The sequence below is a fragment of the Clostridium sp. AF34-13 genome, assembly GCF_003477845.1.
Taxonomy (GTDB): Bacteria; Bacillota; Clostridia; order Lachnospirales; family Lachnospiraceae; genus Butyribacter; species Butyribacter intestini.
The window spans coordinates 134,728-155,636 of record NZ_QUEB01000006.1; the positions used below are offsets into that span (position 1 = coordinate 134,728).

General features: G+C 38.0%; 20 protein-coding genes. 13 read left to right on the top strand and 7 right to left on the bottom strand.

Annotated elements, in window-relative coordinates; translation table 11 throughout:
* The first annotated feature begins 15 nt into the window (after positions 1-15).
* The 5 genes from DWZ63_RS06840 (at position 16) to DWZ63_RS06860 (ending at position 5,247) form a co-directional block, all read left to right on the top strand.
* Entirely contained in the window at positions 16-1,914 is a 1,899-nt protein-coding gene (locus tag DWZ63_RS06840) for a class I SAM-dependent RNA methyltransferase (RefSeq protein ID WP_055941425.1), read from the top strand.
* 31 nt (positions 1,915-1,945) lie between these two features.
* Entirely contained in the window at positions 1,946-2,317 is a 372-nt protein-coding gene (locus DWZ63_RS06845; RefSeq protein WP_055941427.1) for a TnpV protein, read from the top strand.
* Positions 2,318-2,499: 182 nt separating this feature from the next.
* On the top strand, positions 2,500-3,822 hold the full coding sequence (locus DWZ63_RS06850; protein ID WP_055941429.1) for an ATP-binding protein: 1,323 nt from the start codon (positions 2,500-2,502) through the stop codon (positions 3,820-3,822).
* A gap of 273 nt (positions 3,823-4,095) precedes the next feature.
* Entirely contained in the window at positions 4,096-5,022 is a 927-nt protein-coding gene (locus tag DWZ63_RS06855; protein WP_055941431.1) for a hypothetical protein, read from the top strand.
* Entirely contained in the window at positions 5,023-5,247 is a 225-nt protein-coding gene (locus tag DWZ63_RS06860; protein ID WP_055941433.1) for a DUF2188 domain-containing protein, read from the top strand.
* Between the two features lie 94 nt (positions 5,248-5,341).
* Here DWZ63_RS06860 and mobQ read toward each other — a convergent pair whose 3' ends face one another.
* From mobQ to DWZ63_RS06890, 6 genes are all read right to left on the bottom strand, one after another.
* The gene (mobQ, locus tag DWZ63_RS06865) at positions 5,342-7,051 is read right to left on the bottom strand and encodes a MobQ family relaxase (RefSeq protein WP_055941435.1); all 1,710 of its coding nucleotides are present in this window, start codon (positions 7,049-7,051) and stop codon (positions 5,342-5,344) included.
* A gap of 137 nt (positions 7,052-7,188) precedes the next feature.
* A complete protein-coding gene (locus DWZ63_RS06870) occupies positions 7,189-7,410 on the bottom strand; it encodes a DUF3847 domain-containing protein (protein ID WP_055941437.1) in 222 nt (73 codons plus the stop codon).
* A 170-nt stretch (positions 7,411-7,580) separates the two neighbouring features.
* Positions 7,581-8,438: an ATP-binding protein gene (locus DWZ63_RS06875; protein WP_055941439.1), complete on the bottom strand. Its 858-nt coding sequence runs from the start codon at positions 8,436-8,438 to the stop codon at positions 7,581-7,583.
* The gene (locus DWZ63_RS06880; protein WP_009265795.1) at positions 8,435-9,151 is read right to left on the bottom strand and encodes a replication initiator protein A; all 717 of its coding nucleotides are present in this window, start codon (positions 9,149-9,151) and stop codon (positions 8,435-8,437) included. The genes DWZ63_RS06875 and DWZ63_RS06880 overlap by 4 nt, the downstream gene beginning before the upstream one ends.
* 24 nt (positions 9,152-9,175) lie before the next feature.
* Complete coding sequence (locus DWZ63_RS06885) at positions 9,176-9,559, bottom strand: hypothetical protein (protein WP_005348488.1); 384 nt, start codon at positions 9,557-9,559, stop codon at positions 9,176-9,178.
* 3 nt (positions 9,560-9,562) lie between these two features.
* Positions 9,563-10,480, bottom strand: coding sequence for a ParM/StbA family protein (locus DWZ63_RS06890; protein ID WP_055941441.1), 918 nt, complete (start codon positions 10,478-10,480; stop codon positions 9,563-9,565).
* A gap of 220 nt (positions 10,481-10,700) precedes the next feature.
* Here DWZ63_RS06890 and DWZ63_RS06895 point away from each other — a divergent pair, with 220 nt between their 5' ends.
* The 5 genes from DWZ63_RS06895 to DWZ63_RS06915 all read left to right on the top strand — a co-directional run bounded on the left by DWZ63_RS06895 (position 10,701) and on the right by DWZ63_RS06915 (position 15,257).
* Positions 10,701-11,375: a response regulator transcription factor gene (locus tag DWZ63_RS06895; RefSeq protein WP_009265792.1), complete on the top strand. Its 675-nt coding sequence runs from the start codon at positions 10,701-10,703 to the stop codon at positions 11,373-11,375.
* Positions 11,363-12,541: a HAMP domain-containing sensor histidine kinase gene (locus DWZ63_RS06900; RefSeq protein WP_009265791.1), complete on the top strand. Its 1,179-nt coding sequence runs from the start codon at positions 11,363-11,365 to the stop codon at positions 12,539-12,541. The genes DWZ63_RS06895 and DWZ63_RS06900 overlap by 13 nt, the downstream gene beginning before the upstream one ends.
* A gap of 116 nt (positions 12,542-12,657) precedes the next feature.
* Positions 12,658-13,728 carry an ABC transporter permease subunit gene (locus tag DWZ63_RS06905; RefSeq protein ID WP_009265790.1) on the top strand — a complete coding sequence of 357 codons (1,071 nt, stop codon included), beginning with the start codon at positions 12,658-12,660 and terminating at the stop codon, positions 13,726-13,728.
* A complete protein-coding gene (locus DWZ63_RS06910; RefSeq protein WP_009265789.1) occupies positions 13,725-14,381 on the top strand; it encodes a hypothetical protein in 657 nt (218 codons plus the stop codon). Before DWZ63_RS06905 ends, DWZ63_RS06910 begins: the two co-directional genes overlap by 4 nt.
* A 3-nt stretch (positions 14,382-14,384) precedes the next feature.
* Positions 14,385-15,257, top strand: coding sequence for an ATP-binding cassette domain-containing protein (locus DWZ63_RS06915; RefSeq protein ID WP_009265788.1), 873 nt, complete (start codon positions 14,385-14,387; stop codon positions 15,255-15,257).
* A 37-nt stretch (positions 15,258-15,294) separates the two neighbouring features.
* Here the strand turns inward: DWZ63_RS06915 and DWZ63_RS06920 are convergent, their stop codons facing one another.
* A complete protein-coding gene (locus tag DWZ63_RS06920; RefSeq protein ID WP_347474833.1) occupies positions 15,295-17,607 on the bottom strand; it encodes a tetratricopeptide repeat protein in 2,313 nt (770 codons plus the stop codon).
* A gap of 183 nt (positions 17,608-17,790) precedes the next feature.
* Between DWZ63_RS06920 and DWZ63_RS16110 the strand changes: the two genes are divergently transcribed.
* From DWZ63_RS16110 to DWZ63_RS06930, 3 genes are all read left to right on the top strand, one after another.
* The gene (locus DWZ63_RS16110) at positions 17,791-17,916 is read left to right on the top strand and encodes a hypothetical protein (protein WP_015540934.1); all 126 of its coding nucleotides are present in this window, start codon (positions 17,791-17,793) and stop codon (positions 17,914-17,916) included.
* Between the two features lie 161 nt (positions 17,917-18,077).
* Entirely contained in the window at positions 18,078-19,019 is a 942-nt protein-coding gene (locus tag DWZ63_RS06925) for an Abi family protein (RefSeq protein WP_055941443.1), read from the top strand.
* 173 nt (positions 19,020-19,192) lie between these two features.
* Positions 19,193-20,875 (top strand): recombinase family protein, encoded by a 1,683-nt coding sequence (locus tag DWZ63_RS06930; protein WP_055941445.1) that lies wholly within the window; start codon positions 19,193-19,195, stop codon positions 20,873-20,875.
* Positions 20,876-20,909: the final 34 nt, after the last annotated feature.

Sequence of the window (20,909 nt, forward strand, 5' to 3'; positions counted from 1 at the left end):
GGCGGAAATATTTACATGAAAAAAGGAAACATATATGAAGGCATTGTAAAGAAAGTTGAATTTCCAAACAAGGCATATGTTGAGGTGATAGAGAAAGACGAAAACGGAAATGAAAAAAAAACTCTGACAATTGTAAAAGGGGCATTGCCGGGACAAAAAATAAAATTCAGGGCAAAAAAAGTCAGAAAAGATAAAAGTCAGGGCATACTTTTGGAAGTAACAGAAAAATCGCCGCTTGAGACAGCAGAACCAATGTGCAGCCGGTTTGGAAAATGCGGTGGATGCAGTTATCAGACATTACCATATGAAAAACAGCTTGAACTTAAGAGAAATCAGGTGCTTGAGATAATAGATAATGTATATAAGACACTCGACTCATCTTTGGGGATAAAAAAAGATTATATATATGACGGAATACTGCCAAGTCCTGAAATCAAAGGCTACAGAAACAAGATGGAATTTTCGTTCGGTGATGAATACAAAGGAGGACCACTTACACTCGGTCTTCATAAAAAAGGCAGTGTTCATGATATAGTAAATGCCTCAGGCTGTCAGATAGTGGATGATGATTACTCAAAAGTAATAGACTGCATAGTAGAATACTTCAGTGAAAAACAAGTACCACATTACAATAAAAATACTCATCAGGGTGTTCTCAGGCATCTTCTTGTAAGAAGAGCGGTATCAACAGGGGAACTCCTTGTTGCACTCGTCACATCATCACAGCAGGATATATCGGAGTATGTCAGTGAAGTATCAGAAAAATTAAATGGACTTAAGTATAATGGAAAATTAACAGGATTTATCCATATCATAAACGATGGATTAGGGGATGTGGTAAAAAGTGACAAAATGCACATCATTAGCGGAAAAGACTGGTTTACCGAAAAGATATTAGGACTTCAGTTTAAAATATCACCGTTTTCATTTTTCCAGACAAACACAAAAGGAGCTGAGGTGCTTTACACAAGGGCAAGAGACTATGTGCTTGGAGGAGAGGTGACAGGAGTCGGTAAAAATAGTGTTGGCGTTGGAATGGATGTTGAAAACTTAAGGATTAATAGCGTATGTTTAGAAATGACTGCTGACAGTTCTGATATTGTAGATGGATATTCTGAAAATGATGCCAAAAATGTTGATTTAGCTGAAATATACTCTGAAAAGACAGAAAATCTTGAGACAGAGACAAATGCAGGATTTAAGGATAAAGTCGTTTTTGACCTTTACAGCGGAACAGGAACGATAGCACAGATAATAGCACCTGTTGCAAAGAAAGTTATAGGTGTTGAGATTGTGGAAGAAGCAGTTGAGGCTGCAAAAGAAAATGCAGCGATAAACGGTCTTGATAACTGTGAATTTATAGCAGGTGATGTGCTTAAGGTGATAGATGAGATAGACGAGAAACCTGATTATATAATACTTGACCCACCGAGAGAGGGAATACACCCTAAGGCAATCAGAAAGATAATTGATTATGGGGTGGAGAATATAGTTTATATTTCATGTAAACCGACGAGCCTGTCACAGGATCTTGCTACATTTGAGACATTTGGGTACCATGTGGAGAGGGTTAGCAATGTAGATATGTTCCCGGGAACGGTGCATGTGGAGACGGTTGTTCTTTTGTCCCAACAAAAACCAGATGACACGATAGAGATCGACTTAGACCTGGACGAGCTGGATGCCACCAGTGCCGAGTTGAAAGCAACCTATCAGGAAATCAAAGATTATGTGCTGAAAGAATTTGGCTTGAAGGTTTCAAGTTTATATATTTCTCAGGTAAAACGCAAATGTGGAATTGAAGTGGGAGAAAACTATAATCTTCCAAAATCAGAAAATGCAAGAGTTCCACAATGCCCGAAAGAGAAAGAAGATGCTATCAAGGCTGCCCTGAAATATTATGCGATGATCTAAGGACATCGCTGATTTCAAGGAGGAATAACACATGAAAAGCACATTTGAAAAAATGGGTGGAACCTACACACTTGGCGCAGATGGAATTTACTATCCGAATCTTATCAGTACAGATGAAGAACCGCATTATGGGAAATATGGAATGATGCGAAAAACATATCTGAAAGAGCATCGTCTGGCAATGTATTCTTTGTATATGTTAGAAGACAGACTGACAGAACATTTGAATACTGTGGACGATGAAGCACAGGAGAGAATGGATATTCTGGTGCGTCAGATGATGGAGCGGCAGGGCATTACGGAAGAATTGAAAGCTCGTGACCAGATGGAATGGGTCAGAGCGGTAAATAATATCCGGAATGCTGCAGAAGAGATTGTGCGTCATGAAATAATTTATAAATAATAGCTGAGGGACTGTTGGACAGTCCCTTTGTTATTTCTTGGTAGCTAAAACTGGTGACAGGTGTTAATGACATAATTCGCGTTAAATACATATATTTTATTTGATTTTTATTGAAATGAGCTATGGTAAAGTTAAAAATCGTAAAAAAATACGAAAATATAAAATAACTATTGACAGATTGGATGGGGGAAGGTATAATCCAAGATGTAGAAAGGTATGGTGTAATTATGTTTGTTTCATTTTCAGTAGGAAATACAGGTCCATTCAAGGAGATAACTGGAATCACAACCCTTGCGGAGAATTTGAAAAAAGAGTTCTTAGAGGAAAATACATTTGAAGTCTCTGGACAGAACTATAATAAAATTTCATACATTTATGGAGCAAATGGTTCTGGAAAAACAAATTATTTGGCAGCACTTACGAAAATGCAGAAGATGATAATAATGTCTACTGTGTTGGGAGCTAATAATAATAAGCTATTAGAAGTTCCTGCAATTAAGAAAGAACTAGCAGCACCAATCGAAACTTTTAAGTTTGATATTGATTGTAAAAGTAAAGAGACGTATTTTGAGATTCAGGTGATTATCGAGGAAATTTTATACACTTATTCATTTGCAATTCAGGATGGAAAAATTCAAAAAGAGCTTTTGACCAAAAAGAAAAAACGGACAGAAGTACTTATTAAGAGGACTTCTCCAAAATATGAAGACATAGTACTTCGCTCCGGATTGTCTAGTTTCAAGAATATGGTATCTGTTGTTAGAGAAGACGCATTATGCTTGGCAATGGCGGCTATGTTAAACAATCCTTTAGCAAGTATGATTCTGAATGAAATAATGAATTATCGTGTGATAAATATGGCTTCGGTTGGAAATGCACCGGATTTTGATGAAGAAAATACTAATGAGGAAGCAATAGAAAGATATCTCAAGTATTTAAAAATAGCTGATCCCACATTGACAAATTTAAAGGTTGATTTGGAATCAAAAATGGATAAACATGTATTGAGTGAAGACGATTTAGAGAACAAAGAGCTGGTCATCAAAAACATACATGTAAGTGTTCAATCACTTCATGCTACTTACAAAGATCATAAACAAGTTGGGGAGATAGAACTTCCATTTTTGAAGTATGAATCAAATGGAACTATTCGAATGCTGAGAGTTTTACCTGCTATTTTTGAGGCATTAGATGCTGGAAGTACGTTATTTATTGATGAAATAGAGAATGGTTTACATCCTAATTTAGTAAAGCTTTTAGCTGGTTTGTTTAATTCTAATGAATCTAATCCGCATCATGCACAGTTAATATGTACAACACATGACACACTGCTACTCGATGGAGTACGGAGAGATCAGGTATGGTTTACAGATAAGAACCAGTATGGAGAAACGAGAATGTGCAGATTAAGCGATTATCCAAATGTGAGAAGTAATGATAATATTGCTGTAAAATACTTACAAGGAGTGTTTGGAGCTATTCCAAATACTCAGGATTTGAAATAAAAAAAAAGAACCAAAGGGCCAACTTTGGTTCGGATGGTGGATATCCACCGAAATGTAGTAACCATGGACGAAATGACCATGGCGCAATATAAAATAATCCATCTCTATGATACCATGGTTACTGCAAACTTTCAACAGAAATTTAACACAGGGGGCATAAACATATGACAAAATTGTAGTAATATGGTAGCTATTGCGCCATTAAACTTAAAAGTACTTTGGTCATTTCTCCTTTTCATATAGATATATTTTATATTAAACGGAGGAAACAATATGGTTATTAAAAAGAAAAGAATTAATAGCTTATCATGTTTGAGCCATGTTGAAGAGGGTAAGAACCTGGTAATGGCTCTACGTGATGCAACGAGATTTAAGAATGTGTTACTGAAACTGGGATTTTCAGAGAATTTAACCGAAGGAGAAAGAATTTTACCTTCTATGTTAAATCCAACGATGAAGAGAAATGCAGAGCCTTTTTATATTAAGGATAAAACAAAACCGAAAGAACAGTATTCACAGATTTTATGGTGGACTCGACATGAATGGGCCGGTCGTGGAGAAACAAGAGAGGTAACGGATTTTGTTAGCATTCCTCGTGAGAGATATGCAAGAATAGAGTTTGAACCATATAATGTGGAGTTGTTTTTGAAATATGATGAACAAGGACAGTTGATGGTAATGACGGATCCTATTTCATATTGTCAAGATAATGAGAAACTGCTGATTAATACGATTAACATTTTTCTTACTAATTTTGAGGAATGTGAAGTATTAACTGAGAACTTTGAAAACGTGATGCCTACCCGAATTATAAGGTTAAATTGGGAAGTGTTACCAAGCGGGGATTATCCGTGGGAAAGAATGCAAGATGATTTAAAAAAAGTATCTGAAAAGAGTAGTAAGACTGCAAAAAAGGTGCTGATTGATAAATGTGAGTTTATAAATTCTTTTCAGCCCGATTTCAGAGCATATGGGAAATCAGGATTTAAAGGTTATGTGATTTTTGGATTTGCGGATAGGAATATATTTGTTCTGGAAAGCGTTTATCCTAACAATGCTACATATGTTTTTGGCAAAAATTGGGAAGAACTTTCAAAACTCACTAAAGCAGAGATTCTGAAAGGAAATTTGCAAGATGTGCGAATAATTCATAATGATAATTGGCAACAAGAAATTCGTGATTTGTTGGAGGTAGCATAGATGGGAAAAAATCAACATGTAACACCACATAAAGAGGGTGGTTGGCAAGTTAAGGGCGAGAATAACACAAGAGCAACAATTAGAACAGATACGCAGGCTGAAGCTATACAGAGAGCACGAGAGATTGCACGAAATCAAGAATCAGAATTGTTTATTCATGGAAGAAATGGGAAAATTAGAGAAAGAGACTCATATGGAAATGATCCATTTCCGCCGAGAGGATAAACTATAATAAGTAAAAAAGAGCTGAACAAGTGGAACGAAAATCCACTTATTCAGCTTTTTATTTATAAATGTGAAAACTTCAGGTTTCAAATTATTATAATTCCATATCATACGATTTTTTTCTAGATCTGACAGGCTGATTTCGTTGCATCTCCTGTTTCCTCTGATATTCAAGTTCCCAGGCACGATGGGAAAAAACATCAGGATCTTCCACATTGAGATAATCTACCTCATTGGCGGCAATATCACGGCGGTGATAGTCATAATACTTACCGAAAGTACCTTTGAGTTGTTCAATCAGCTTATCCCGAAAATCAGGACGTATCTGGATTCTGGTATCCAGCAATTCTGTGTACTGTTCTGGTTCAGGACGAAATTTTTCTTCCCGGAAAGCGGCGGCATCTTTTTCAAGCTGTTTTTTGAGCGAGATGTCCTGAGAATCCAGGATATCCAGATTGTTATTCATCTGGTCATATTTTTTGGATAGATTCGTCATATCTTTATCGGTAGAGCATTCTGCCTGGAAGATTAGCTGCTCTTTCCTTGATTTCAGTTCTTCGATTTCTTCGGTAATAGTGGTAAGCTGCTGATTCAATTTTATATGCTGGATGGGATTCAAAATACTGGTTTTCTCTTTTTTCACATTCAGTTCTTTCCGCTCTGTAACTTTAGCTTTGAGTTTCTTTTTAACGGTGTTGTATTTATTCAGTATTGGATTAAAATGATTCATCCAGTCATGGATCACTTCTTTTTGCATCTCATTGTGGAGCAAATGATATTGTGTAAAAATCATGTGATTTCGGATTGCTTCCAATGTTTCTGCAATTATTGGAATAGACTTTTCTACAGCTTCAGCCAGTTTTGCTACTTTTGCTTTTAATTCTCGGAGCATTTTGTTATCCGCACGAATCTGACGGTTGATTTCACAGCGGTCTGCTATCATGCCTTTCTTTTCCATATTCTGGGCAATGTAGCCTTCATGGATGGTTGGCTGTTCGGTGATTCCCTGATCTGCAAAGCTGCGGTGATCAATGGTAGCATTTATCTGATTACGTGCAAGCATTTCATTTACGGCATCTGCCCAGTTTGCCCGCCAGATACAAAGTTGTTCATCACTGTTCCATTGTTCGGAAATAGGATTCTGTCTGCCATATCGGCTGCTCTTGGGGTGTTTATCAATCCGTTCATATCCTTTTTCCTGTGCAACAGAGGAAGTCAGATATTCTTTCTTTTTCCCAACTTTATAGCGATATTGCTTTTCCCATCCCTGTTTCTGAGCAGTTTTAAATTCAGAAGCAGTAAATCCTCTTTCTTCCCCATTTTTTATACAGAGATATTCTTTTTCTGTTTTATACTGCCATGTTCCGTTTTCATTCAGTGGACGGACGGTAAGCAGAATGTGTGCATGAGGATTGTGTCCATCTGTATTGTGAATAGCAAAGTCAGCACACATGCCCATATCCACAAAATTTTTTTGAATAAAATTTTGAAGAAGAGAAATATTGCTGTCTTTATCCAACTCAACGGGGAGTGCGACAACAAATTCTCTTGCAAGTCGGCTGTCTTTGGTCTTTTCGTTTTCTTCCACAGCATTCCAGAGTTGTTCCCGGTCATTCCATTCCAATGGAGCCATTGGAGGAAGCATCACCTCCTGATAGATCAGCCCCTGCTTTCTGGTATAGTCATGCTGGATGCCGTCATAATCATTGTACATGCGGCTACAGCTCATATAAGCAGAAGCAGCAACAGCAGACCGACCGGAACCACGGCTGACGACTTTGGCTTGCATATGATAAATTGCCATATCTGGCACCTCCTTTCGATGTTGCCTGCAACAGCGGATAAAGCCCTCGGCAGAGCGCACGAGCCCCGAAGGGGATACCACTGCCTGATTTATCAGGTGGTGAGTAAGTGCGCCCTTCGGGAGTAGAACTTGTGCGTTTACATTCCCCGTAACCGGATCATCAGCTCCCGTTTTAGGAAATCTAAATCCATTTCTTTAATATGGGGAACAATACTTTCCAGAATTGCTCCTTCCTGGACTAATCGGTGTGTTCTGGCATCACGCTCTTTTTTCCGATTTCTTGCTTCAGCTTCTTCTTGACGGTGCTTTGCCTGTAAAAGTGCTTTTTCTTCTGGTGTTATTGTCCTTTTATCTGCCATATCTGGCACCTCCTTTTTATGCCCGTATCCGGGCAATTTTGGTTTCAAAATCTTCTGGTCTAGTACTATAGTTTCGGATAACTGACAGTGGCATATTTCTGGTGATGAATATGAAAAGAAAGTAGCACCACTGCCAGTGAGAAATAACTATTGAGTTATACTCCGTTGTTTCAATTCTGGTTCAAATCAGGATTGCTTAGCAGGATTTTCTTCGCCTCTTTCAAATTGGCGGAAGCGTTGTCCTGACGGATATTCCGGTTATTGATACGGACAGGAATACATCTCTCTAGAATGCGGTCATAAATTCGTTTGTGTGCGATATCAGCGGCGTTATTCAGCTCTGATAAAGTGAGATTGGTCGTTATGATCAGGGGCTTTTTACTGCGGTAACGACAGTCAATCACATTGAATACCTGTTCCAGTGCAAAGTCAGAGTTCCGCTCGATTCCGAGATCATCAATAATCAGAAGACTGTAGCGGTTTAAGCTGTTGATGAACTGGTTTCTGTCTTCAAAATGCATTACGGTAAGGGTATTCAGAATCCGGGAAAAGTTGGTCATCAGTACAGGAACGCCTTTTTCCAGAAGGGCATTGGCAATGCAGCCTGCAAAAAAAGATTTTCCAGTACCGACATCACCCCAGATGAGAAGTCCGGAAGCGTTTGCTTTCATCTCTTCCCAGTTGCTTACATAATTGTGTGCCAGTTTTATTTCCGGATTGATGCCGTTATCCCTGGCAAAAGTGTAGTCATAGAGTGCTTTGTCCTGTAAGCCGCTGGTTTTAAGATGCTCTATTTCCATTTGTTTTTCATGAAGTTTTCTCTGGGTCTCTTCCTGCTCAAAGATTTCCTGCTGGCATTTACAGCGGATAGAAGGAATAAGAACCTTTCCCTGTAATTCATGCCGGCATTGTCTTGGCGTATTGCATTTGGAACAGTAGATCAGGTGGTCTGTTTCGTTAAAATATTCATCAGGCTGAAGTTCTCTGTTTGGTGTTATAGCATTTGCTTTTTCTGTAAATCTTGTCATAGTGTTTCGTATTCCTCACTTTCGTAATTCCTTTGCCGGGAAGCAGGATGATCCTGTCTTGCCCAACTGATGATGGTAGCTGCATGGTTCTGATATTGCTTTCCGGTAGAAGCCATATAACCGGATAAGCGTTCAATATAATCCTGCCAGTCAGGGATTGTCTGCCGGATATCTTCAAGCTCTTTTTCTGACAGAAAAACATTTTGAAATTTTCCATAGGGTGAGAGTGGATCCTTACTCCCTCTTTTTTCTAAATTGTTCTTTTTTATCTCTTTCTTATTACCAGACAGTTTTCTGTCTGTATCAGGGAAAGAATCCCGTCTGTCAATAGGACAGTTTTCTGTCTGTCTTAGGGAAAGAAATCTGTCTGTATAGTGGATGGTTTCTTTTGGGAGTTTTACATAAATCCGATTAGGCTGTCCGGGTCCCTGCCGTTTTCGGAAGATAAGCTCCTGTTTTTCCAGTACTGCCAGAGCAGTTTTAACAGTCATCTGGCTTTTGTGGAGAACTTCTGCCAGTGCTTCAATCGTAAAGTAAATGAACACATGACCATCTGTATCTGACCAGCCCTCATTTTTCTGGGAAAGCCTTGCCCGGTCGAGTAGGATAATATAAAGCATTTTGGCAGTTTCGTTTATTTCCATGTCCAGAAGGAAACGGGGAAACATCATATAAGATGGCAGGTTGGTGTCTGCTGTCAGAAAGTCAGTCATGTGTTCACCTCCAATCAAAAGGGTTTATTCTCCAAGAAAATCCCAGTCTACATCACTATCTGGCTGTGAATTTTCAGGTGCTGGAAAGGACGCCCTGATTTGGGGCTCCCTTTGCGCCATGCCTGCAGTCAGTCCGGAAAGAAAAAGTGGCAATGCCTGTTTCAGACTGTTTTCCACTGCATCTACAATCTGTTTCACAAAAAGTTCTTCCCGTTCTCTTGTTTCCAGATAAGGATCAGCCTGTGTGCGGTAGTAGCGGTCAAAATAATCTACCAGTGCAAGAGAGATTACCTGACTGTAAGATTTAAAATCCTGCCTGTCCATCGTCTGTAAATATTCCCAGGCTCTCCGCTGCTGTTCTTTGTCCAGATTAAAGCGCAGGTTTGTGTTGCGGATATTGTTCTGCATGGTTTATCCCCTCCTTTTCAGGCTCATATAAGCCAGAGATTCGTAACCTTTGGCAGTGGCGCAGATGTCATCAATGATTGTGACTCGTGATTTGTCATACGTTCCGAAGTTACGGATCAGGCATCCACCGCCGCCAATCACATACAGGCGCATCAGGTCAGGATTGTATTCATATTTGCGGAGCGTGGAAAAAAGTTCTGCCACATACTGTCTGGCAATAGAACTGATACAATCCAGATATGGTGTTGAAATGTCAGCTGTTCCAAACCGCAGAATCTGTTCTACTGTGGATTCTTCAATTTTCACTCCGAATTTGTCCAGAACAGCGTTCTTTGCGGCAATCATGCACTGGTTTACACCAAGTTTTTCTGTCCAACATCGGCTCTCCTGCGCTTTCTTATTGTTGACATACAGAATGTTCATGGTTCCGTTTCCGATATCTGCAAGGAGATTGGTTCCCTTGAAATTTCCTAGTTGGTTTACGATAGCCGGATACCCCTGTGGGTAAAGGCTGCATCCCACAAAGCGGAGATAATACTCTTTGCCGTTAAAAAGGTAATGGACTTCTGGATTCTGGAGCAGATAGGAACGAAAAGCTTCTCTTTGATTTCTGATCCATGTGAGAGGAAGTCCGGCAGCCAGATGAACATCTGCTTCACGGATGGAAAAGACATTCAGTTCCCTTGCAATAGCCATTAGTGTCAGAAGATAATATTCTTCGTCCATAGCTTTATCCGGAATAAATTCTTTGTGTCCTTCGCCGATCCGGTAGTAAATGCCGTTGTATTCCAGAATATTCCCGGTGAAGATTGGTTCAGTTTCATAGGCTTTGATGCCGGTTGGGGTGACGGTGTTTGCTGTTTTCATATTGCCGTAGCCATGATCTACAGCAATGATTTTTGTGTTTCTGAGTTCTCGCATAAAAAATACCTCCGTTTTCGTATTGATTGATTCAGCAGGTCGTACCGGTGTGGTACTGCTTTGCTGTGGGAAAAGCATACGAAAATCGGAGGAAAAAGGCATTGAGGGGAAATTGAGCAGGAATTGAGAAAAAAGATATATTGTGCTTACGTTCTTCATGTACTCTTGTTGTGATTTCATTGTTTTTTATCGTATAATATGGATACTGGAGGTGGTTTGGATGAAATACAAGATTTTAGTTGTCGATGATGATAAAGAATTGGTGAAAATGCTTTGTAGTTATTTTAATATGAAACAATATGAAACCATTACGGCTACAGATGGAATGGAAGCATTAAATAAAATAGAAATGAAACCGGATATTATTTTGTTGGATATCAATATGCCACGCATGGATGGGATTGAAGTATGTCGTCTGATACGCAGTAAAGTGTTATGTCCAATTTTATTTCTAACAGCAAGAGTTGACGAAGATGATAAAATTAATGGGTTGCTTTCGGGTGGGGATGATTATATTACGAAACCATTTAGTCTTCGGGAGTTGGAAGCAAGGATTGTCACAAACATAAAGAGAGAAGAAAGGCATCAACAAAAAACAGAATACCGCTTCATGGATGAAATGCTGATTGATTATTCTGAAAAAATAGTAGCTATAGCTGGACACAGGATGGAGTTCACAAAAATTGAATATCAGATTATTGAATTCTTATCCATGCATCCAGGGCAGGTGTTTGATAAAGAACGTATATATGCACAAGTCTGTGGATATGATGCGGAAGGGGACAGTAGAACGATAACGGAATTAGTACGGCGTATAAGGAAAAAAATAGCGGATTATTCAGAAAAAGAATACATAGAAACTGTATGGGGGATTGGATACCGATGGAAAAAATAAGAAACTTGTCACTGAAAAAAACAATTCTGCTTTATTTTGTGATCAGCTTAACGGCAGCATTTCTGTTATCTGGATTTACAGTTCATTTTGCAAGAAATATGCAGAATAAAATATGGGAAAAATATATTGATTATGCAGATTATACGGACGTGTTTCAGCAATATGGAAAGAAATACGAGATTGAGATATCAAGACCTAATCAATCGCAGATGAATCGTTTGGACCATCATCTTTCGGAAATGTGTGACTTTATGGAAACATATTCGGTACTGATTTTTTCGATTGTTGGGAGTGTTGCTGCGGTATTCTTTTTTTATAAAAATAAGTTAAAGACGCCTCTACAGGAATTAAAAGATGCCTCACAAATGATTGCAGATAATGAACTGGATTTTCATGTGTCCTATGAAAATAAAGATGAGATGGGAACGTTGTGTAAAGAATTTGAAATGATGCGAAGTGCTTTAGCAGATAACAACAGAAAGATGTGGCGAATGATTGATGACGAGAAGGTCTTGCGGAATGCAATTGCACATGACATACGTTCTCCACTTTCCATATTGCGAGGGTATCAGGAAATGCTCTTAGAGTTTGTTTCTGCTGAGAGTATAAAAACAGAGGATGTTATTGATATCTTACAAACAGGCATGTATCAGATTGACCGTATAGAGCATTTCACGGAAAACATGAGAAAAATGTCCCATTTAGAACAGAGGGAACTGCAATGCTCAGAGATAGAATTATCGGAACTGGCAAAAAAGATTGAGGCAGAAGCTGCCATGCTGTCCAAGAAGGAAAGTAAATTATGTAAGGTAGAAAGAGTGCAGGAACAAAACATTGTGAAAGTGGATGAGGAACTTGTCATGGAAGTGGCAGACAACTTACTGGAAAATGCGGTTCGATATGCACAAAAAAGTATTGTTTTGCAGATAAAGAAAAAGGATGGTTTTCTTATAATTTCTGTTGAAGATGATGGAATAGGATTTGTGGATACTGAGGAAAAAGTAACAGAACCATTTTATCATAAGAATCCACAAGATGATTTAAAGCATTTTGGCCTTGGTATGTATATTTCTCGTATTTTCTGTGAAAAGCATGGAGGAAATTTGAAAATATATAATGCCAGACAAGGCGGTGCTCATGTAGAAGCTCTTTTCAAAGCTGAATAAAAATACTTTATAAGGCTGAAATCACAAATAAAGTGGTTTTAGTCTTTTTTATTGTGAATTTATTGAGAATTGATTTGTATGATGTTGTTAAAGAAATAAAGAAAGGAAGAGATACAATGAAAACAATCATAAAAAGAAGTATACTTGATTATTTAAAGAACCCTGTTTTGTGGATTGGCTTGATTATTATAGTTGCCAGTATGTATCAATGTCTGTCATCGTATTTGCAAATTCATTATATCAAACAGAATGAACAGATCACACAAAATGACGTAGCATTGGAAGATGCTGATGTCATGGATGGGTACATTCCCACATCTGATGATAAAGAAAGAAGAAGGGAGTGGGAAGATACGATCAAAGAGACGTTAATGGACACCTCCAAAAATGGTTTTGGATTTAGCAGGCAGGAAGCAGATCATGTAATGAAAGAAATTCAGAATATGGATGTAAAGACTGCTTCTGAGTTTTTGGAATCCCAATATGGCTATTATAATGCAATATATGCTTATGAGGACCTTGAAATTCATAAGGGGACAGCAGAAGAAATCAATCATTATATCGAGCGGAAATTATCCGAACATTCTTTTTCCTGGTACTTTGCCAAAAAATTTACGGATTTTGCAGGATTGCATATGGCCTTTTTTGCAACAGTCTTGCTATCATTTTTATTTATTCAGGATACACGAAAAAGTACCTATGAATTATTACATACAAAGCCTGTTACGGCAATCCAATATATATGTGGGAAAGTAATAAGCGGATTCATTAGTATGCTGGGAGTATTAGTGATTTTGAATGTTATATTCTTTATGCTGTGTTTGAAAACGTCTTTAGAATCGGGCTTTCCAGTAACACCAATTGATTTTTGCGTGAATTCTCTGATCTATATTGTTCCGAATCTTTTGATGATATGTTGTGTCTATACAATTACAGCATTAATATTTAAAAATCCGCTTCCGGCAGCACCAATCTTGTTTTTACACATTATATATTCAAATATGCTGACCATGAAGAATGATATTTATTATATGAGACCGTTCTCTATTATGGTGCGATTCCCTGGCAGATTTTTTGAAACACATGTAGCCAAAATGTCAAACATAAATCAGATTATTCTTGTAATTTCATCAGTTATATTAGTATGTATTTCTGTTACAATCTGGAAAAGGAGGAGGGTTCATTGAAAACGGAACTAAAAAATTGCCTGTCGTTATATAAGATTTTTTATTCATGTGCATTTATACTGATATTGTGTGCTATTCATCCGATTATATACTATGAAGAAATCGGTTCAGCGATTCAGTCTCCAATAGCATTTTTAACAATTATTTTTTGTAGTGACACATATTTGATGGAAGTAAAAAGTAAGCGTGCCGATGTATTTCATTTGTATGATCAAAAAAAGCAGTTAAAAGTAATATCACAGAGAGTGTGCGTTCAAATATTATATTTATTAATACTTTCCTGTGTTGGATATGTTTTGTTTTTCTGGCAAAAACCGGGCAGTGTAAACGAAGGCGTTTCGGGCACTCAGATATTCCTTTTATTTTCCATTGCAATGTTCGGAACCATCTGGCTTTGGAGTATATGCTCTGTGATTTTGTGTACATTGCTTGGAAATATGTGGGCAGGTATAGGATGTTTATTTGGAATTGTCATTGGACTTATATCAAAAGCGGGAAGTTCATTTTTCGGAAATCTGGGATTGTTTTCTTTCAGCTTTTGTGAACCTACTCAATTAATGTCCGAGAGTTGGATTTATGGAACGCTTGTGTCTTTTATAGTGGGTCTGCTTTTATTTGCAGTATTACCAATGGCTTTAAAGAAAAGGGGATAGATTATGAGTATTAGAATAAATGATTTAACAGTTAGATTTAAAAATGGTGTAGTTGCAGTAAATAAGGCATCTCTTGAAATACCTAAGGGAATTTACGGACTTTTGGGAGAGAATGGTGCTGGAAAAACCACTTTGATGAGGGTTCTTACAACTGTTTTAAAACAAACGGAAGGAATGGTTTCCCTTGATGGAATTCTGTATAACGAGGGAAATTATGAAAAAATACAGAAAAAGATTGGTTATCTTCCACAGGAAATCGACTTATATCCGAATCTTACGGTGAAAGAATGCCTTGTATATATGGGTGGACTATCAGGAGTATCCACAAATGACCTCAAACAAAGAATTACCTATTATTTGGAAAAGACTTCTCTTACAGAGCATCAGAATAAAAAAATGCGGCAATTATCTGGTGGTATGAAGAGACGTGTCGGACTCATACAGGCACTTCTTAATAATCCGGATTTTTTGATTATTGATGAACCTACCACCGGGTTAGATCCGGAAGAAAGAATCAGGATCCGCAATCTTTTGGTTGATTTTTCAAAGGATAGAACTGTGCTGTTTTCCACTCATGTAGTAGAAGATTTAGCAGCAACCTGTACACAGCTTGCCATTATGAAAAAGGGAAGTTTTTTATATTCTGGAAGCGTGAGTGGGTTGCTGGAAAATGCAAAGGGCTGTGTTTGGAATTGTACGGTACAAAATGCAGAAGAAGCCCGTTTGTTAGAAGCCAATTATTCTATATCATCTAAGCAGTATGTAGAAAATGGAATTCATATGAAAGTATTAAGCAAAGGAAAGCCAAATGAGAATTGTGTCCTGGATAATGATATCACTTTGGAAGATGCATATATTTATTTGACGAATAGTTGAATATAACGGCGGGCAAGTTGCCCGCCGTAAATTATGCTTATTTTGTTAAAAGACCGGATAGATTTTTTCCAATGCAAAATCCAATCTGTGGATATAACTCCTGAATTTCCTGATATTTTGCTTCAATCATTTCTGGTTCATCAGCCCAGATCTTTTCATATATTTTGAAAGCTCTTTTAAAATGTGTTTTGGCTTGCGGAAGATTGGCAGTCATCAGATAAATGGTTCCAAGGGTTTCCTGAACTTTGGCATAATCCAGACAGTCATCGGAATGGTATTCCTTGATGATGCCGGATAATTTTTGCAATTCAGAGATTCCTCTTTCGGGTTCCTGCTGTTCTGTCAGGAACATTGCATAATTGGCAATCTGAGGTATGCTGTCATTTATATGAAGCAGGTTAAATTGGTCAAGCAGTGAGATACTTTTTTCCATGTGTTCTCTTGCAAGATCGGGATGACCGTTCATGCGGTAAAGTCCACCGAGATTGGCATGAAGGTTGGAAACAAGGCGAGCATTGTCAGCAGTGATATTTTCTATCTGGGCAAGTGCATCCTTTTCCAGTTTTATTGCTTTTTCTGGCTTGATTTCAAGAGTAGCCTGAAAATCCAGTAACAATGCCCGGTCAGAATCGGTGCCAATGTTTTTTGTCTTTAACAGCCCCGTTAGTTCCTGAATGATTCCATTCATACCTTTGTGGTAGTTATAGTTATCCATGTATGGAAATGCATTTTCCAGAAAAAGCAGATACTTTGGTATATCATCCTTTTCAATCAATTCTATGATATTTCCGATTGTTTGAAATAGCTTTTTGTAATAAGCTACTTCCATTCCATGCATTAAACATATGTGCTGTAAAGAATCCAGTAATATGTGGCAACGAGTTATAGATGGTTTTGTCTCTGAAAGGGTGATTTCCTGAATCATCGGATGCAGAGAGATAGTGCGACGTTTTGTTGTTTGGACAAAACCAGTCTCAATTAAATCGTTGATCTCATTTAGTGTGGGCAATTCCAGCCATTTGGCAAATATACGGGCAGAAATACCGGTGGAAGGAAGAAAGCACATATTACACATGATATCCTGCTGTTTAAGAGATAAAGTGTATAACGAAAACAGCGTATGGATATGACTGTAATAGGTGGCTTTGCTGCTTTGTCCATCTTTGATTATTTTAATTTTATCTTCGTTATGGAAAGATGCTTTTTCCACCTGAAGTCTTGTTAATAACTGGTCTGGAGTTGAGATTCCATTTTCCAGAAGTTTTGCTGCCAGTTCCACGGCAAAAGTATGAGAGTGAACAGTTTCGATGATCTTTTCAACTGTTGGCCGGTACGTGTCTGCCTCTGAATAAAATACTGATGCCAGCTGGAAGAGAGCGTTCATATCCTCTATTTCTTTTAATGGCAGAGTACAGTATTCATCCAGTTTGCTTCTGGTTGTAAACAAAATCTGACAGCGATATTTTAATACTACTGACAGAAAGCTGTCCTGTGTGGCAGTGACATTAAAATTATCTATGATAAGCAGAGTATCAGATTTCAGGGAACGCAGAAAACGGTTATGTCTTTGAAACCGTTCCTGGTCAGTGCTTTCCGGCGGATCGTCAATAAAATCCATGTCAGTAATATCCTGATGAAGATTGCCGGTATATTCTACATAAAGGATATTGGTGTATTGCTTTATGTACCGCTTTGCGTAGGCTTTGGCAAGTTCACTTTTTCCGATTCCAGCAATTCCGCAAAGAAAAATATGACGGTTTTCCTCAAGCATGGTATATAATTCTTCCAGTTCTTTATCTCTTCCGATAAAATGACGGCATGGTTTCGGAACCTCACTGTCCATAATATAATCCAGCACAATGGGGGATAAAGCTCCTCCGGCGAGTAGCTTCTGATTTTTGGTATTACGTTTGATGAATTGGCGTTCCATGCCAAAAGAAATCAGTTTTGCAAGAAACAGCAGTCTTGAACTGGCTGGTTTATATAAGGGAGTCAGATTTTTCTTTTTCGCATCTGAGATGCTGTCATCCTGAATGAATAAAGTGTAAATATCTTGTATAGCCATATTGCAGTCAGACATCAATGGAAGCAGATTCTGGTGAATGGTTTCTGCCAGCTTTTTCTGATTACTGGGTTTGGAATAGTAGGCAGATATTTTGGGACTGATCTTTGCTTGACCGGTCAGCCAACGACAAACCAGACCATTATCCATAGAAAAATCCTGATTTGCCGGATCATCCATAAAATCTTCAAATAATTCGTATAAAAAATCAGGCTGACTCATTTGATTACTTTCGCTGATATGATTTTTTAAGCAAGTGCTAATAGAAGAAAAATCGCATCGATTCAATAGAAATTCCCCTTTCGTAGTTAAGATTGAGTATATCTATCATAGCACGAACATACATTCGACTCAAGAAAATGCGGATATTTTTAAAGTGATTGTGTCAATTTACAATCAATTTCTATTCAATGTGGTTTTCAGGCAGGTTCTGTAAAATAAGCTCAGAACAAACAATAACGGGAGGAGCTTATGCAACAGAATATTGAATTTGAGCGGTGCATTGATTTTCTGGTACGGATGATTGATAAGTACGGCGAAGAAGTCCTCCGGGAGTTGGAGGAAGAAAAACAGAATAAGGAAGAAAAAACAGCATAGAATACTTCTGAGCGGGTATGGCTAAGAATGTTTTGGCGTATTGACAGGACATTTAAAATGACGTATACTAAGCTCAGTGATCGTTCTGTAGAAACTTGCGAAGCCTACAGGCGGGGGAGAGCCTGCGGGTCTCTCCCTCTTTTGTTTTAAGGAGAAATGATATGCAGACACCGAAAAAATTCTCTTCTTTTAGTGACCAGGTTTCTTGGATCAGTGATGAAAAGGGAATAAAAATAAAAGACAGAGAATATGCGGAAGAGATGTTACGTCAAATAGGATATTTTCCTCTTATGGGAGGATATAAACATCTTTTTAGAATATCGAATACAAAGAAATATAAAGTAGGAACAAGTTTTGAAGAAATAGTCAGTCTGTATAAGTTTGATGCAGAGCTTAGAGAGTTGTTCTTTAAATATTTACTGCAGATTGAGCGACAGATGCGTTCTTTGATGTCATACTATTTTACTGAAATGTATGGAGCAGAGCAGAAGCAGTACCTGGATGCTAATAATTATAATAATACAAAAAGAAATCATGCAACAATCGTAAAGTTGATAGCGACCTTGAAACGGGCAACAACGACCACAGATTATACATATATCAACTATTACCGCAAGACATATGGTGAAATTCCATTATGGGTTTTGGCAAATATACTTACGTTTGGAAACTTATCAAAAATGTTTCGAGTATTTCCTCAATCTTTAAAATCAAAAGTATCAAAAAACTTTGAACCTTTGAATCAGCATCAGATGGAGCAGTTTCTATCTGTTCTCACTAAGTATAGGAATGTATGTGCCCATGGGGAACGACTGTTTACATACAGAACAGTAGATGCTATTGCGGATACACCGCTTCATAAAAAACTTTCATTACCACAGAGCGGTAACCAGTATGAAAAAGGAAAACAGGATCTGTTTGCTGTGGTGATTGCTTTTAGATATCTATTACCTGGAAAAGATTTTCTGGAATTTAAAAGAAAGCTTATAAAAGAGATTGACCGAGTAAACAGAGAGGTAGAGCATATAAGCGAAACGGAATTATTGAATAAAATGGGTTTCCCGGAAAACTGGAAAAATATTACCAGATACCATTTAAAGTAAAGAAATATCCTCTAAGAGATAGTGAAATACCTATTGTCTTAGAGGATTTTTTTGTATTAATTATAGGATTGACAAAGAAATGAGTCAATAAGAAAATAAGTATTGAAAATAGTTGGAACAAGTACTAAAATAAAGTTGGGACAATAAAACGGAGTTATACTGCGAGGAAGATTATGAAGAATAAAAAGATTAAATGCGATATATATACCAGAGTATCCACAACCATGCAGGTGGATGGCTACAGTCTGGATGCTCAGAAAGAAAAACTCAAGAGATATGCAGAATTTCAGAATATGGAAATTGTAAATGAGTATTCCGATGAAGGTAAGTCTGGAAAGAGCGTAGAGGGCAGACCGGAATTTCAGAGAATGTTAGATAATATTGAGAATGGAACAGATGAGGTACAGTTTGTACTGGTGTTCAAGCTTTCCAGATTCGGTCGTAATGCGGCAGATGTATTAAACTCTTTGCAGAGGATGCAGGATTTTGGAGTGAATCTGATCTGTGTAGAAGATGGAATTGACAGCTCAAAAGATAGTGGAAAGCTGATGATTTCTGTTCTGTCTGCGGTGGCAGAGATCGAACGAGAGAATATCCTTGTTCAGACAATGGAAGGACGTAAGCAGAAAGCCAGGGAAGGAAAATGGAATGGTGGATTTGCTCCGTATGGTTATGAATTAGTAAATGGAGAATTGCAGATTGCAGAGGACGAAGCAGAGATTATTCGTCTGATCTATGACAAATTTATTCATACCAATATGGGAATCTCTGCGATTGCCGCATGGCTGAACCAGCATGGATATAAAAAGAAAAAACGACAGAATAATACACTGGACGCATTTGCCGCTTCATTTATAAAAGGCGTTCTGGATAATCCGGTATACTGTGGAAAGCTGGCTTATGGACGAAGGAAAAACGAGAAAGTTTCTGGTACAAGAAATGAATACCGCATTGTAAAGCAGGAAAATTATATGCTGCACGATGGTATCCATGAAGGGATTGTTTCAGAAACAGACTGGGAGCTGGCACATCAAAAACGGGAAAAAACAGGTGTGAAATATGAAAAGACACATAGTCTCGATCATGAGCATATTTTATCCGGAATATTGAGATGCCCGTTATGTGGAAGCGGTATGTATGGGAACGTGAATCGAAAGAAAAAGAAAGATGGAACCTTATATAAGGATTATTTCTATTATGCCTGCAAACATCGTCGCCTGGTAGATGGTCATAAATGTGGATATCGTAAACAATGGAGTGAGGAGAAGATTAACAATGCAGTGGAAGAAGTTATTCGGAAGCTGGTGAAGAATCCGAAATTTGAAGAAGCAATTCTGAATAAAATCGGTTCAAGAATAGATACAGAAGAAATAGAAAAAGAGATTGAAAGACTGGAAAAACAGCATAGGCAGTTGACTGGAGCAAAAGGAAGACTTGGACAGCAGATGGACAGTCTGGATATCATGGATAAATTTTATGAGAAGAAATATCAGGATATGGAGACAAGGTTATACCGTTTGTATGATGAGATTGAAGGCGTGGAGAACAGTATAGAGGAAGTCAAGAACCGCCTGTTGAATATCCGGCAACAGAAAATATCAGAAGAAAACGTCTATCAATTTCTTTTATATTTTGATAAACTATATGATAAGTTCACCGACCTGGAGAAGAAAGAATTTCTTAACAGCTTTGTAGAACAGGTGGACATTTACGAGCAGGAGCAGCCAGATGGCAGATTCCTGAAGCACATAAAGTTCCGTTTTCCGGTGTATTTCGGAGACCGGGAGACACAGGAACTTTGTTGGGACAACGAAAGTACCGTTGAGACAGTCTGCTTGCTGTCGAAGAAACCTTGAGTTTATGCGGGTTAGCGGGCTTTTTTGAAGATTA

Coding starts and splice junctions, on each gene's coding strand:
- DWZ63_RS06930 (WP_055941445.1), top strand. CDS start 19,193: ATGAAGAATAAAAAGATTAAATGCGATATATATACCAGAGTATCCACA.
- DWZ63_RS06860 (WP_055941433.1), top strand. CDS start 5,023: ATGGGAAAAAATCAACATGTAACACCACATAAAGAGGGTGGTTGGCAA.
- DWZ63_RS06855 (WP_055941431.1), top strand. CDS start 4,096: ATGGTTATTAAAAAGAAAAGAATTAATAGCTTATCATGTTTGAGCCAT.
- DWZ63_RS06925 (WP_055941443.1), top strand. CDS start 18,078: ATGCAGACACCGAAAAAATTCTCTTCTTTTAGTGACCAGGTTTCTTGG.
- DWZ63_RS16110 (WP_015540934.1), top strand. CDS start 17,791: ATGCAACAGAATATTGAATTTGAGCGGTGCATTGATTTTCTGGTACGG.
- DWZ63_RS06870 (WP_055941437.1), bottom strand. CDS start 7,410: ATGGCAGATAAAAGGACAATAACACCAGAAGAAAAAGCACTTTTACAG.
- DWZ63_RS06885 (WP_005348488.1), bottom strand. CDS start 9,559: ATGCAGAACAATATCCGCAACACAAACCTGCGCTTTAATCTGGACAAA.
- DWZ63_RS06875 (WP_055941439.1), bottom strand. CDS start 8,438: ATGACAAGATTTACAGAAAAAGCAAATGCTATAACACCAAACAGAGAA.
- DWZ63_RS06900 (WP_009265791.1), top strand. CDS start 11,363: ATGGAAAAAATAAGAAACTTGTCACTGAAAAAAACAATTCTGCTTTAT.
- DWZ63_RS06905 (WP_009265790.1), top strand. CDS start 12,658: ATGAAAACAATCATAAAAAGAAGTATACTTGATTATTTAAAGAACCCT.
- DWZ63_RS06850 (WP_055941429.1), top strand. CDS start 2,500: ATGGGGGAAGGTATAATCCAAGATGTAGAAAGGTATGGTGTAATTATG.
- mobQ (WP_055941435.1), bottom strand. CDS start 7,051: ATGGCAATTTATCATATGCAAGCCAAAGTCGTCAGCCGTGGTTCCGGT.
- DWZ63_RS06915 (WP_009265788.1), top strand. CDS start 14,385: ATGAGTATTAGAATAAATGATTTAACAGTTAGATTTAAAAATGGTGTA.
- DWZ63_RS06880 (WP_009265795.1), bottom strand. CDS start 9,151: ATGACTGACTTTCTGACAGCAGACACCAACCTGCCATCTTATATGATG.
- DWZ63_RS06895 (WP_009265792.1), top strand. CDS start 10,701: ATGAAATACAAGATTTTAGTTGTCGATGATGATAAAGAATTGGTGAAA.
- DWZ63_RS06890 (WP_055941441.1), bottom strand. CDS start 10,480: ATGCGAGAACTCAGAAACACAAAAATCATTGCTGTAGATCATGGCTAC.
- DWZ63_RS06840 (WP_055941425.1), top strand. CDS start 16: ATGAAAAAAGGAAACATATATGAAGGCATTGTAAAGAAAGTTGAATTT.
- DWZ63_RS06845 (WP_055941427.1), top strand. CDS start 1,946: ATGAAAAGCACATTTGAAAAAATGGGTGGAACCTACACACTTGGCGCA.